The following is a 12,439-nucleotide window of genomic DNA, read 5'->3' as shown; positions in this document are numbered from 1 at the left end:
AAATCCTGCCCCCGCAACCAATGGTCCCGTGGTGTAGCGGTTAACATGCCTGCCTGTCACGCAGGAGATCGCGGGTTCGATTCCCGTCGGGACCGCCATAATTTTTGTTTTTATTTGCTTTTTCAGTCCGATAATAAGAAAATAACTATAGGGACCTTAGGATATACTCCTAAGGTTTTTTGTATTTTACAGAGGAAAAAGTGGTGTTAAAATGAGTATTCATGATGAATTTGAGTTTATAAAGCAGATTACACCAAAACATCAACTTAATTCAGATGTGATTGTTGGCATTGGTGATGATGCAGCTATTATAAGACCATATACTGGTAAAGATGTGATTGCGTGTACTGATACGATGGTAGAAGAAGTTCATTTTTCAAGGATAACAATGAGTCCTTTTCATATAGGATATAAAGCTCTAGCTGCAAATATTAGTGATGTTGCTGCTATGGGAGGGACACCAAAGTTTTACCTAGTATCACTTGTAGTACCAACTAGTTGGTCTGAAGAAGAGTTAGTAGAAATTTATAAAGGCATGGAAGAGTTAGCCCAACAGTACCAAATGGTTCTAATTGGGGGTGATACTGTATCTACTTCGGGCCCTTTAGTGGTAAATGTAATGGTAATGGGAAGTATATTACAAGATAAGAGTCTTAAACGTTCAGATGCATTGCCAGGTGATCTTGTTTTTCTAACTGGAACTGTAGGAGACTCAGCTGCAGGTTTACATATTCTATTAAACGAGAAAGATAGTAATGAGTATTTGGTAAAACGCCACCAATTACCCACACCACAAGGACAAGCTGGGATCTTGTTAAGCAATTTAGGAAGAGTCGCACTAAATGATATTAGTGATGGTGTAGCAAGTGAGGCTATTGAAATAGCAGAGGCTAGTCAAGTTGATATAGAGCTAGATGCATCATTAATCCCATTATCAGCTGAAATTCTAACATTTGGTCATGAGCAGGCTATAAATTGGGCTTTATATGGTGGCGAGGATTATGAGCTTATTGGAACTATTTCTTCAGAGAAATGGTCTGAGCTAGAGCGAGTTTTCGCTCAGGATGACATAAAGATAACTAAGATCGGAAAGGTCATCCGTGGAAGCGGAAATGTATCTTTAAAAAGTGGAGATAGTGTTAAGCAGTTGAAAAAACAAGGATATAATCATTTTAAGCATGGTGATCATAATGAAAACTAATAGTTGGATAACTAATAATGAGGAAGAAACAAGAAAGTTTGCTAGTAATTTGGGTCAGCTTGTTAGGGCTGGAGATGTTATTCTTTTAGAAGGGGATTTAGGTGCTGGGAAGACCACCTTTACGAAAGGATTAGCAGAGGGACTAGGTGTTACTAGAACAGTAAATAGTCCGACATTTACAATTATAAAGGAGTACAATGGACGGATTCCTTTATATCATATGGATGTTTATCGTGTTTCAGATGAATTTGAGGATCTAGGCTTCGATGAGTATTTTCATGGCTCTGGTGTAACAGTAGTGGAATGGGCTCATTTAATTCAAGAGCAATTACCATCAAAATATGCATGTATTAAAATTACTAGAGAAGATGATCAAAAACGTAAGATTGTTTACCAAGCAGTCGGTGAAAGGTACGAACAATTGGGCAAGGAGTTAAATAAACATGAAAATACTAGCAATTGATACATCCACGTATGTTATGGGGATTGCTTTAACAGACCAACAAAATGTTATAGGAGAATATATCACTAATATAAAGAAAAATCACTCTGTGAGGCTAATGCCAGCAATTGAACAAGTCATGATAGATTGTGATATTTCACCGAATATGCTCGATAAAATTGTAGTAGCAAAAGGCCCAGGTTCATATACTGGGGTTAGAATTGGTGTATCAATAGCAAAGACATTGGCTTGGAGCCTACAAGTACCATTAGTTGGGGTTTCTAGCTTAGAGCAATTGGCCTGGAATGGAAGGGGATTTAACGGATATATCTGCCCTGTTATGGATGCAAGAAGGGAACAACTCTTTACAGGATTATATCAGTACAATGGTCAAAGTATGACTTCAGTAATGAAGGATCAGAATGTTCCATTAGAAGATTGGTTGGCACAGTTAAAAGATATCGATGGTAATGTTTTATTTATAGGAAATGATGTACCGATTCACCGGGGAAAAATGGCAGAGGTTCTAGGTGATCAAGCTGTATTTTCATCTTTTTTAGATGGTAATCCAAGACCAGCTCTATTGGCTCACATTGGATCAACAAAAGAAGCAGAAGATCTACATACTTTTGTACCTAGCTATCTTCGTCTAGCAGAAGCAGAAGCAAATTGGTTAGCTTCCAATGAGAAGTCTCATTAAGGAGGTAGTGAGGGTGAATGAATCTATAACATTTCGGTTAATGACAGTAGCCGATATTGACCAAATACTTGTGATTGAGCATTTATCATTTACAGTACCATGGAGTCGAGAGGCTTTTCACAATGAGTTATTGAGCAATCCCTATGCGAGTTATATTGTTATGCAGGACCACGATCAAGTAATCGGATATTGTGGATTATGGGTTGTCCTAGAAGAGGCTCATGTTACTAATATTGCAGTACTACCGGAATACCGAGGTAGAAAGCTCGGTGAGGCACTTTTAAAACAAGCAGTGGAGCTCGTTATGGCTTTAGGGGCAGAGCGACTATCACTAGAAGTAAGAGTCACCAATCATGTAGCCCAATCGTTATATCGTAAGCTTGGCTTTCAAGATGGTGGAATAAGAAAGAATTATTATACTGATAATGGCGAGGATGCCTTAGTGATGTGGGTGAATATATATGAAACAGCAAATCATATTAGGAATTGAAACCAGCTGTGATGAAACGGCTGTGGCAATCGTAAAAGATGGACGTGAGATTTTATCCAATGTGGTCTCATCTCAAATTGAAAGTCATAAAAGGTTTGGCGGAGTGGTTCCAGAAATAGCATCTCGGCACCATGTTGAGCAATTAACGATTGTCCTAGAGGAAGCATTACAACAAGCGGGTGTTACCTTTAAAGAGATCGATGCAATTGCTGTAACAGAAGGACCGGGTCTTGTTGGAGCTTTATTAATAGGTGTAAACGCTGCAAAGGCAATCTCGTTTTCACAATCCATTCCTCTTGTAGGTGTTCATCATATTGCAGGTCATATTTATGCGAATCGATTTATATCGGAGTTTACATTTCCGTTATTAACCTTAGTAGTCTCGGGTGGACATACTGAACTTGTCTTAATGAAGGAGCATGGCTCTTTTGAGGTAATCGGTGAAACTAGGGATGATGCTGCCGGAGAGGCTTATGACAAAGTAGCAAGAACACTGGATCTACCTTACCCAGGAGGTCCTCATATCGACCGACTAGCTCAAACAGGACAACCGTCAATAAATTTGCCAAGAGCATGGTTAGAGCCTGATTCATATGATTTTAGCTTCAGTGGATTAAAATCGGCAGTTATTAACACCCTTCACAATGCAAAACAGCGTGGTGAGGAAATTAAACCTGAGGATCTTGCAGCTAGCTTTCAAGAGAGTGTAATTGAAGTGCTCGTAACGAAGACAAAAAGGGCCGCAAAGAATTATGGAGTTAAGCAGGTATTACTTGCGGGTGGAGTCGCAGCTAATAAGGGGCTAAGAAGCCAGCTTGTAGAAGCCTTTAAAGATGAAACAGGTGTTGAGCTTGTTATACCGCCACTTTCTTTATGCACAGATAATGCAGCAATGATTGCTGCTGCAGGTAGTGTATCGTTTGCTAAGGGTAAGACTTCACCCTTAGATTTAAATGCAAATCCAGGTTTGCCGTTAACATCGTTTTAATAGAAAGAAAAGGATGGAATCATATGTCCATCCTTTTTTTAATTAATAAAGGGTGTATATTATCGTTTGCTCAATGTTAATAATGCAAATAGGCAATGTCTAAAAAAACTAGAAAGCTGTGGAGAAAATGTCTGAAGCTGTCCGGGAATCCATAGAATTGACCCGTTATCATTGGGGTGCTTGGTATCCCTTCTTAACTATTTTGATTTATGTTTTAATACTGAGATTTAACAATCAAAGGAATCTTACCAAATTAGAATTGTATATAACAAGTTTATTTGCTCTATATCTTTCAATTATTACGGATTATATACTAGGCATTAATTTTAGATTTTATGAGTATTACGATGTAGGTGGAGATATTTGGACTGCTATTACGGTGATCCCCTTATATGTATTAACGAACATATTATATTTAAACTTTTATCCTTAACTTAAAAAAGCTATATATGTATTCTTATGGTGCTTATATGCAACACTGTGGGAATGGTTCGCTGTTCATTACACAACCTTTGTTACATATCTCAATTGGCATACCTGGTATTCTTCCTTTATTTATTGCTAATCGGAAATCTTAAGCTGGTTAGGGCATTACAAAATGAAGAAGTCCACAAGAAGAACTTGTGATGAGTTATTTATCCATAGAAACCAACAAACAATGTGGATAACTTAATAGGAAGATGAGATTAAATGTTTATTTTTTTAGAATTTTCGAGAAAGTCGCATGATGTTTAGGGTTGGTGTGATAGTCTTTAATGAGTTTATTAGGTTGTATCCTAGCTATAACTATGGTATGTGGATAACTTTGTGGATATGTTAGTAAAACAAGATGGTTTTTGTGGAAAAGTTAAAGAAAACCTTAACTGATAAGTGTTGATAATGTGGGTAACTCTGTGAATATGTGTATAAGAAAAGCCAGTGAATAATTCACTGGCTTTTTATTATCATTTAAATTGCTGTTCACTCTTGTTCTAATAGATGTTCCCATTCGTGCATGAGCTTTTCTAGCTGTTCATTAGCTTGGTCATTCTCATGGTTTAGCTTTTGGACGATTTCGTGATCTTGATAGACTTCTGGATCACAAAGCTGTTCATCATTATGGGCAATTAACTCCTCCAATGAGGCAATTTCCTTTTCAATTTCTTCAATTCTACGTTTTCGCTGTCGTTCTAGTCTTTTGAGCTCTTTTTCTTCTTCAAAGCTACGTTTTTCAGCTTTTACTGACTCTTGTGAAGGTTTTACTACTTTTGCTTCTAGCTCTTGCAATTCTGCTAACATTTGCTTTTTTTCTAAGAAGTAATCATAGTCCCCCAGATATTCTGTAATGGCTGTTGCTTCTAGTTCTAATACCTTAGAAGAGATTCTGTTAATAAAATATCGATCATGTGAAACAAATAATATAGTTCCAGGATAGTCAATCAGTGCATTTTCAAGAATCTCTTTACTATCCAAATCCAAATGGTTGGTAGGCTCATCGAGAATTAAAAAGTTAGCCTTTTGCATCATAAGCTTTGATAATGCTAGCCTAGCCTTTTCTCCACCACTTAAGCTAGATACTTCTTTTAACACATCATCGCCCGAAAATAGGAAATTTCCTAAAACAGTTCGTATTTCTTTTTCAGGGACATGTGGATAATCATCCCATAATTCATTTAAAACCCGTTTATTAGATTTTAAATTTGCTTGTTCTTGATCATAATAGCCAATTGTTACGTTGGACCCAAAATGAATACTACCTTTGCTAGGGTTAAGCTTACTAATTATTCCTTTAAGTAAGCTAGATTTTCCTATCCCGTTTGGACCAATAAGAGCAACACTATCCTCACGGTTTAATGTGAAGTTGATATTTTTAATCGTAGGTTCATGATCTTCATATGAAATAGCTAAATCCTCTACTTTTAAGACAATATTTCCACTCTGACGATTAATGTCAAAATGAAATGACGCAGATTTCTCATCACCATTAGGTCGGTCCATTAACGTCATTCGGTCTAACTGCTTTCTTCTACTTTGGGCTCGTTTAGTGGTTGAAGCCCTTGCGATATTTCGTTGGATAAAATCCTTTAGCTTTGATACTTCCTCTTGTTGTTTTTCATATTGTCTTAATTCACGTTCATAGTTTTCAGCCTTCTGTACTAGGTATTGACTATAATTTCCATGATATTTATTCATGTGAGTTCGTGCTAGTTCATACACTTGGCTAACAACCTTGTCTAAAAAGTAGCGGTCATGTGAAACAATTAAAATTGCACCAGGATATGAGTTTAGATATTGTTCTAGCCATGAAAGGGTATCCATGTCTAAATGATTGGTAGGCTCGTCCAAAATGAGAAGGTCAGGTTTCGATAGAAGTAGTTTTCCAAGCGCTAATCTTGTTTTCTGACCACCACTTAAGGTAGAGATAGGGGTATTAATATCGAAATTGGCAAAACCTAAACCATGGAGAATTGACCTGATATCAGACTCATACTGATATCCACCTTGTTGTTTAAATTGTTCTTGTTGAATGTCATATTCTTTTAGAATCCGTTCATAACGTGGTTGGTCTTGAAATAGAGCGGGATCTCCCATTTGCTCTTCCATGAGTCGAAGCTCTTTTTCTTGTCTTTTTAGATGAGAGAAAACCGTTAGTAATTCCTCCCAAATAGATAGCCTTGTTTCTAAACCAGTATGTTGTTCTAAGTATCCAATCGTAACATCCTTTGGTTTAATAATTTCACCACTATCTTGTGAATGGATACCGGCAATAATCTTTAAAAGAGTGGATTTACCTGCTCCATTTCGACCAACAAGGGCAATTCGATCTTTTGATTGTACTTCTAATTTTATATTCGATAAGATAGGCTCTGACCCATAAAACTTTGTAATTTGATTTAATTGTAATACGATCATTATGTTCACCTCAGGTTTCTACTATTAGTGTATATATATTTGGTTTAAGGGGCAATAGATGAGCATGCTAGAAGTAATAAATTGTTCACAAAGGAATGCGACAAGTCACTTAAAATAGTGTATAGTCATAGGTAGGTAAACTAGTTAAGGAGGGGTTAGAATGACGGAATTCACCCACTTTAATGATCAAGGTCATGCAAAGATGGTAGATATCACTTTAAAGAATGATACAGTCCGAACAGCTGTTGCTAAATCTAGCATAGAAGTTTCCAAAGAGATCTATCAAAGAATCGTTGATATGGAAATGGAAAAAGGTGATGTATTAGCAGTAGCACAGGTTGCTGGAATAATGGCAGCAAAGAAAACACCTGATATTATTCCAATGTGTCATCCGATCCCTATAAAAGGAGTAAATATTTCCTTTACATGGCATCCAAAGGGTAATAACTATGAATTACACATAGAAGGTGAAGTGAAAACAAAGGGAAGTACGGGAGTCGAAATGGAAGCTCTTACGGCTGTTTCTGCTTGTGCTCTAACTGTTTATGATATGTGTAAAGCTGTAGATAAAGGAATGATGATAGGACCAACCTATTTGATCACAAAAACTGGTGGCAAGAGTGGAGATTATCATAGATCGTAGAATATATGGGTGATACTATTGAGTGATGAACAACAAACGAAAATACCACAAGCAACTGCGAAGCGGTTACCGTTATATTATAGATTTTTAAAGAATCTATATTTGTCAGGCAAACAGAGAGTTTCATCAGCTGAATTGAGTGAAGCAGTTAAGGTTGATTCTGCTACCATCCGTCGTGACTTTTCTTATTTCGGTGCACTAGGCAAAAAAGGCTACGGCTATAATATTCAGTATTTACTTACATTCTTCAGAAGAACGCTGGACCAAGATGAACTGACAAAGGTTATGTTGATTGGTGTAGGAAATTTAGGAACAGCCTTTCTAAATTATAATTTCCTGAAAAATAATAGTACTAAAATTGAAATGGCATTTGATATAGAAACGTCTTTAGTTGGAAGTGACATTGGCGGTGTTCCAATTTTTCATTTGGATGAGCTTGAAGAGCGGGTTGGTCCAGAAGTATCCGTTGCAATTTTAACGGTACCTGCGTCAGTGGCACAGCCAATTACTGATCGATTAGTTGCTAAAGGGATTAAGGGGATCTTAAATTTTACGCCTGCTCGCCTAAATGTTCCTGATCATGTAAGGATCCATCATATTGACTTATCAATAGAATTGCAATCGTTAATATACTTTTTAAAAACATATCCACTGGACTAAAAGGAGGTGATGGGTGTGCCAAACGTTGGAATTGGAAGCCTATTATTAATCGTATTCGTAGCTTTATTAATATTCGGACCGAAAAAACTACCTGAGCTTGGAAAGGCTGCAGGAAATACATTACGTGAATTTAAAAATGCAACAAAGGGTTTAGCAGATGATGAGGACGATGAGAAGAAAAAAGAAGGTAACAAGTAAGGTTAGGATGAGATATGATGAACCACAATGAAATGTCTGTTTATGATCATATCGGAGAACTTAGAAAACGGCTGATTATCGTAGTCGTTTTCTTCTTATTTGCGATGGTCGGAAGCTTCTTTTTAGCAGAGCCCTTGATTGTCTATTTACAGCAGGCGGATGAGGCAAAAGAGCTGACAATGAATGCCTTTAGGCTAACAGACCCAATTAAAGTTTATATGGAATTCGCCTTTATCATTGCTTTTATCATGACGTTTCCAATCACTTTATATCAGTTATGGGCTTTCATCAGCCCTGGCTTATTTGAAAAAGAAAGAAAAGTCACGTTAAGCTATATTCCAATGTCTCTGCTTCTATTTTTAGCAGGAATATCGTTTTCTTATTTTGTACTATTTCCGTTTGTTGTTGACTTCATGACGAGGCTAGCAAACCGCTTGAATATCGAGCAGGTTATTGGAATCAATGAATATTTTGAATTTTTAATTCAACTGACCTTACCATTTGGCTTATTGTTTCAACTACCAGTTGTGATTATGTTTTTAACACGCCTGGGAATTGTAACTCCAGACTTTTTAACGAAAGTAAGAAAATATGCTTATTTCATCTTATTGGTCATTGGGGCGTTTATTACACCTCCGGAATTAATCTCACATATGATGGTAACCGTTCCAATGTTTATCCTATATGAAATCAGTATTCTTATTTCAAGAAGTGCTTACAAAAAGAGAATGTTGGCAGAAGCCGAAAGGAATAAGGAATAAAAAAAGTAAGACTCTGATCTCAGAGTCTTACTTTTTTACTTGCTTCAATTTTTGATGAAGGGCAAACATTCGAAAGGCAACTCCAAAGTCAAATGTTGCTACCAGCATGAGGAGAATCGTGGGAAAGCTCCAAAGATCCTCAGTTTTACTTTGAATGGCTAGAACTGTAAAAATCACGCCCATACCAAAATATAATAGACCCATAAAGAATGGTGATGTTCTACGCATATTGCTAAAAGCCTCCAATTACATAAAGCGAGTCCAGATAAAGTGTATCATAGCTTGCATTGACTCAACTTGTTCTTGATATTTCTCAATCTCATCCTTAAATACAACCTGTACTAACACGACAAATGTGTTCATTGCAACATGTGCAATGATCGGAACTATAATTCGGTTGGTTTTTACATATAAAAAGGCAAAGGTAAAGCCCATTGCAGAATAGATCAACAAATGCGTGAAATCCATATGAACCATTGCAAAAATAACTGAGCTTAAAAGTGCTGCAATAAAAAAGTTATATCTTTTATATAGTGTGCCAAATAAGATTTTTCTAAAGATAATTTCCTCTAAAATTGGTCCAATGATAGAGGTAACCACAATAAATAAAGGGGTAGTCAGGGCAATCTCAACAAGAAAATCTGTATTTTCAGAACCAAATTCAATACCGAATACACGGTTTTCAATGGTTGCTGCAATCCCTTGAGCAAATAACGCAAGAAACACTCCAAAAAACGCCCAGAATATAGCTACTGGAATGGTGCTTCGCTCTTCATGATGCCTTACCATCATATCCTGACGAAGTAAAAGTAGAATCACAACAAGACCAGTAAAGAAACTGAAAATTAACCAGTAGGCTACTGCCACTTCCCTGTTGTCTATTCCAAGACTCACTAGTAAAGGAACCCCTAAAATACTAGAAAATTGCATGATGATATAAGTAACAACTACATACCAGTGCCGTTTCTCCAATGTTCAATTCTCCTTTATGCTTTCATTTCCCTAACGATTGTACCATATAAACAGTGACAAGTCCTTTTTGGGACAAAGGGACAGGTTCCTCGTCCCAACTCCCACCTCACATAGGTGGAAAAGAAAGATCCGTACGACCGTTCAAGACATTCTTAATATTGTATGTAAAAGGTTTAAAATATAGTAGAGAAGATAAACTGTAATAGGTATGTGCATGACGAATATACATGATATTCGTACAATCCCTATCCATTTACATCAGGAGTCTTACTGAAAGGCCATATAAAAATATTGTCGGAAATTCATAGAAGAATTTTTTCAAAAAAAGAAACCTAAATACTTGCATTAAAGGTTGAGTTTCATTATTATATAAATTGTGTTAGCACTCATTATATTCGAGTGCTAATAAAAGACTAAATTTCGTAAAATTATTGAGGAGGTTGTTTCACTTGTTAAAGCCATTAGGAGATCGCGTAATTATTGAGCTTGTTGAGTCTGAGGAAAAAACTGCTAGCGGTATCGTGCTACCGGATTCTGCTAAGGAAAAGCCTCAAGAAGGAAGAGTTGTAGCAGTTGGTACAGGACGTGTTCTTGATAACGGTGAGCGTGTTGCCCTAGAAGTATCTACTGGTGATCGTATCATCTTCTCAAAATATTCAGGTACTGAAGTTAAATACGAAGGTAATGAATATTTAGTTCTTCGTGAAAACGACATTTTAGCTGTCATTGGATAAACCCATACTTAGAACAAACGCAAGATAATTTGGCATTGCTAAATTTCCATACTTATAAGATGAAAATTTCAAGGAGGTAAAATGACATGGCAAAAGAAATTAAATTTAGTGAAGAAGCACGCCGTTCAATGCTTCGTGGAGTTGACACTCTAGCAAATGCAGTAAAGGTAACTCTTGGACCAAAGGGACGTAACGTGGTTCTTGAGAAGAAATATGGTTCACCTTTAATCACTAACGATGGTGTAACGATTGCAAAAGAAATCGAGCTAGAAGATGCATTCGAAAACATGGGTGCGAAGCTAGTTGCTGAAGTTGCAAGCAAAACAAATGATGTTGCTGGTGACGGAACAACGACTGCTACAGTTCTTGCTCAAGCAATGATTCGTGAAGGTCTAAAGAACGTAACTGCTGGTGCAAATCCAGTTGGAGTACGTAAAGGTATTGAAAAGGCTGTTGTTACAGCTGTTGAAGAACTAAAAGCTATTTCAAAGCCAATTGAAGGTAAATCTTCAATCGCTCAAGTTGCTGCAATTTCTGCTGCTGACGAAGAAGTTGGGCAATTAATTGCTGAAGCAATGGAGCGCGTTGGTAACGACGGAGTTATCACAATCGAAGAATCTAAGGGCTTCACAACTGAGTTAGAAGTAGTAGAAGGTATGCAATTCGATCGTGGATATGCATCACCTTATATGGTAACTGATTCAGATAAGATGGAAGCAATCCTAGAAAATCCATATATCTTAATCACTGACAAGAAGATTACAAACATTCAAGAAATCTTACCAGTATTAGAGCAAGTTGTACAACAAGGTAAGCCACTATTACTAGTTGCTGAAGATGTTGAAGGTGAAGCTCTAGCTACTCTTGTAGTTAACAAGCTTCGTGGAACTTTTAATGCAGTAGCTGTAAAGGCTCCTGGATTCGGTGACCGCCGTAAAGCTATGCTTGAAGACATCGCAGTACTTACTGGTGGAGAAGTAATCACTGAAGATTTAGGATTAGATCTTAAGTCTGCAAACATTACTCAATTAGGGCGCGCTACAAAGGTTGTTGTAACTAAAGAAAATACAACAATCGTTGAAGGTAACGGAGATGCAGCTAATATTGCAGCGCGCGTAAAGCAAATCCGTGCTCAATTAGAAGAAACTACTTCTGAATTTGACAAAGAAAAATTACAAGAGCGTCTTGCTAAGTTAGCTGGTGGAGTTGCAGTAATCAAAGTTGGTGCTGCTACTGAAACTGAACTTAAAGAGCGTAAGCTACGTATTGAAGATGCACTTAACTCAACACGTGCTGCTGTAGAAGAAGGAATCGTTTCTGGTGGTGGTACTGCACTAGTTAACGTATACAATAAAGTAGCTTCATTAGAGGCTGTTGGTGATGAGCAAACTGGTATCAACATCGTGCTTCGTGCTTTAGAAGAGCCAGTTCGTCAAATTGCACACAATGCTGGTCTTGAAGGATCTGTAATTGTTGAGCGTTTAAAGCGCGAGCCTGTAGGCGTTGGTTACAATGCTGCTACTGGCGAGTGGGTAAACATGTTTGAAGCTGGTATCGTTGACCCAACTAAGGTTACTCGTTATGCACTTCAAAACGCAGCATCTGTTTCAGCTATGTTCTTAACAACTGAAGCGGTAGTAGCAGACATCCCTGAAGAAAATGCTGGTGGAATGCCAGACATGGGCGGAATGGGTGGAATGGGCGGCATGATGTAATAAGCCGTCTCAACCCATGATGTGACTGAGTTTGTTGGTAAGG

14 protein-coding genes and 1 tRNA gene are annotated in these 12,439 nt (G+C 37.4%); 12 read left to right on the top strand and 3 right to left on the bottom strand.

What is annotated here, in order from left to right; all coding sequences use genetic code 11:
• The first annotated feature begins 22 nt into the window (after positions 1 to 22).
• The 6 genes from G4D63_RS20695 to tsaD all read left to right on the top strand — a co-directional run bounded on the left by G4D63_RS20695 (position 23) and on the right by tsaD (position 3,821).
• A tRNA-Asp gene (locus G4D63_RS20695) sits at positions 23 to 98 on the top strand.
• Between the two features lie 113 nt (positions 99 to 211).
• Positions 212 to 1,201: a thiamine-phosphate kinase gene (thiL, locus tag G4D63_RS20690; protein WP_163181960.1), complete on the top strand. Its 990-nt coding sequence runs from the start codon at positions 212 to 214 to the stop codon at positions 1,199 to 1,201.
• On the top strand, positions 1,191 to 1,664 hold the full coding sequence (gene tsaE / locus G4D63_RS20685) for a tRNA (adenosine(37)-N6)-threonylcarbamoyltransferase complex ATPase subunit type 1 TsaE (protein WP_163181959.1): 474 nt from the start codon (positions 1,191 to 1,193) through the stop codon (positions 1,662 to 1,664). The genes thiL and tsaE overlap by 11 nt, the downstream gene beginning before the upstream one ends.
• The gene (gene tsaB / locus G4D63_RS20680) at positions 1,645 to 2,343 is read left to right on the top strand and encodes a tRNA (adenosine(37)-N6)-threonylcarbamoyltransferase complex dimerization subunit type 1 TsaB (RefSeq protein ID WP_163181958.1); all 699 of its coding nucleotides are present in this window, start codon (positions 1,645 to 1,647) and stop codon (positions 2,341 to 2,343) included. The genes tsaE and tsaB overlap by 20 nt, the downstream gene beginning before the upstream one ends.
• 13 nt (positions 2,344 to 2,356) lie before the next feature.
• Positions 2,357 to 2,833: a ribosomal protein S18-alanine N-acetyltransferase gene (gene rimI, locus G4D63_RS20675; RefSeq protein WP_163181957.1), complete on the top strand. Its 477-nt coding sequence runs from the start codon at positions 2,357 to 2,359 to the stop codon at positions 2,831 to 2,833.
• Positions 2,805 to 3,821 carry a tRNA (adenosine(37)-N6)-threonylcarbamoyltransferase complex transferase subunit TsaD gene (gene tsaD, locus G4D63_RS20670; RefSeq protein WP_163181956.1) on the top strand — a complete coding sequence of 339 codons (1,017 nt, stop codon included), beginning with the start codon at positions 2,805 to 2,807 and terminating at the stop codon, positions 3,819 to 3,821. The genes rimI and tsaD overlap by 29 nt, the downstream gene beginning before the upstream one ends.
• 960 nt (positions 3,822 to 4,781) lie before the next feature.
• Here tsaD and G4D63_RS20665 read toward each other — a convergent pair.
• Entirely contained in the window at positions 4,782 to 6,713 is a 1,932-nt protein-coding gene (locus G4D63_RS20665) for an ABC-F family ATP-binding cassette domain-containing protein (protein WP_163181955.1), read from the bottom strand.
• Positions 6,714 to 6,873: 160 nt separating this feature from the next.
• Between G4D63_RS20665 and moaC the strand changes: the two genes are divergently transcribed.
• Genes moaC through tatC form a run of 4 tightly spaced genes read left to right on the top strand, consistent with a single transcriptional unit; the run spans position 6,874 to position 8,975 of the window.
• Positions 6,874 to 7,356 carry a cyclic pyranopterin monophosphate synthase MoaC gene (gene moaC, locus G4D63_RS20660; RefSeq protein WP_163181954.1) on the top strand — a complete coding sequence of 161 codons (483 nt, stop codon included), beginning with the start codon at positions 6,874 to 6,876 and terminating at the stop codon, positions 7,354 to 7,356.
• An 18-nt stretch (positions 7,357 to 7,374) separates the two neighbouring features.
• Positions 7,375 to 8,016 (top strand): redox-sensing transcriptional repressor Rex, encoded by a 642-nt coding sequence (locus tag G4D63_RS20655; protein WP_163181953.1) that lies wholly within the window; start codon positions 7,375 to 7,377, stop codon positions 8,014 to 8,016.
• A 15-nt stretch (positions 8,017 to 8,031) separates the two neighbouring features.
• Positions 8,032 to 8,214 carry a twin-arginine translocase TatA/TatE family subunit gene (locus G4D63_RS20650; RefSeq protein ID WP_163181952.1) on the top strand — a complete coding sequence of 61 codons (183 nt, stop codon included), beginning with the start codon at positions 8,032 to 8,034 and terminating at the stop codon, positions 8,212 to 8,214.
• 17 nt (positions 8,215 to 8,231) lie between these two features.
• Entirely contained in the window at positions 8,232 to 8,975 is a 744-nt protein-coding gene (tatC, locus tag G4D63_RS20645) for a twin-arginine translocase subunit TatC (RefSeq protein WP_163181951.1), read from the top strand.
• A gap of 27 nt (positions 8,976 to 9,002) precedes the next feature.
• Here tatC and G4D63_RS20640 read toward each other — a convergent pair whose 3' ends face one another.
• Positions 9,003 to 9,203: a YdiK family protein gene (locus tag G4D63_RS20640; protein ID WP_163181950.1), complete on the bottom strand. Its 201-nt coding sequence runs from the start codon at positions 9,201 to 9,203 to the stop codon at positions 9,003 to 9,005.
• A gap of 18 nt (positions 9,204 to 9,221) precedes the next feature.
• Positions 9,222 to 9,947 carry a CPBP family intramembrane glutamic endopeptidase gene (locus G4D63_RS20635; RefSeq protein ID WP_163181949.1) on the bottom strand — a complete coding sequence of 242 codons (726 nt, stop codon included), beginning with the start codon at positions 9,945 to 9,947 and terminating at the stop codon, positions 9,222 to 9,224.
• 449 nt (positions 9,948 to 10,396) lie between these two features.
• Between G4D63_RS20635 and groES the strand changes: the two genes are divergently transcribed.
• The gene (gene groES, locus G4D63_RS20630; protein ID WP_163181948.1) at positions 10,397 to 10,681 is read left to right on the top strand and encodes a co-chaperone GroES; all 285 of its coding nucleotides are present in this window, start codon (positions 10,397 to 10,399) and stop codon (positions 10,679 to 10,681) included.
• 86 nt (positions 10,682 to 10,767) lie between these two features.
• A complete protein-coding gene (groL, locus tag G4D63_RS20625) occupies positions 10,768 to 12,396 on the top strand; it encodes a chaperonin GroEL (RefSeq protein WP_163181947.1) in 1,629 nt (542 codons plus the stop codon).
• Positions 12,397 to 12,439 lie beyond the last annotated feature (43 nt).

This window comes from Bacillus mesophilus (genome assembly GCF_011008845.1).
Lineage (GTDB): Bacteria > Bacillota > Bacilli > Bacillales > SA4 > Bacillus_BS > Bacillus_BS mesophilus.
The sequence above is the reverse complement of the archived record's forward strand: the minus strand, read 5'-3'. Positions and strand labels throughout refer to the sequence as shown.

What these genes read in the sequence shown, in the direction of transcription:
- tsaD (WP_163181956.1), top strand. Translation starts at nt 2,805, where the DNA reads ATGAAACAGCAAATCATATTAGGAATTGAAACCAGCTGTGATGAAACG.
- thiL (WP_163181960.1), top strand. Translation starts at nt 212, where the DNA reads ATGAGTATTCATGATGAATTTGAGTTTATAAAGCAGATTACACCAAAA.
- G4D63_RS20665 (WP_163181955.1), bottom strand. Translation starts at nt 6,713, where the DNA reads ATGATCGTATTACAATTAAATCAAATTACAAAGTTTTATGGGTCAGAG.
- tatC (WP_163181951.1), top strand. Translation starts at nt 8,232, where the DNA reads ATGAACCACAATGAAATGTCTGTTTATGATCATATCGGAGAACTTAGA.
- G4D63_RS20640 (WP_163181950.1), bottom strand. Translation starts at nt 9,203, where the DNA reads ATGCGTAGAACATCACCATTCTTTATGGGTCTATTATATTTTGGTATG.
- groL (WP_163181947.1), top strand. Translation starts at nt 10,768, where the DNA reads ATGGCAAAAGAAATTAAATTTAGTGAAGAAGCACGCCGTTCAATGCTT.
- moaC (WP_163181954.1), top strand. Translation starts at nt 6,874, where the DNA reads ATGACGGAATTCACCCACTTTAATGATCAAGGTCATGCAAAGATGGTA.
- tsaE (WP_163181959.1), top strand. Translation starts at nt 1,191, where the DNA reads ATGAAAACTAATAGTTGGATAACTAATAATGAGGAAGAAACAAGAAAG.
- tsaB (WP_163181958.1), top strand. Translation starts at nt 1,645, where the DNA reads ATGAAAATACTAGCAATTGATACATCCACGTATGTTATGGGGATTGCT.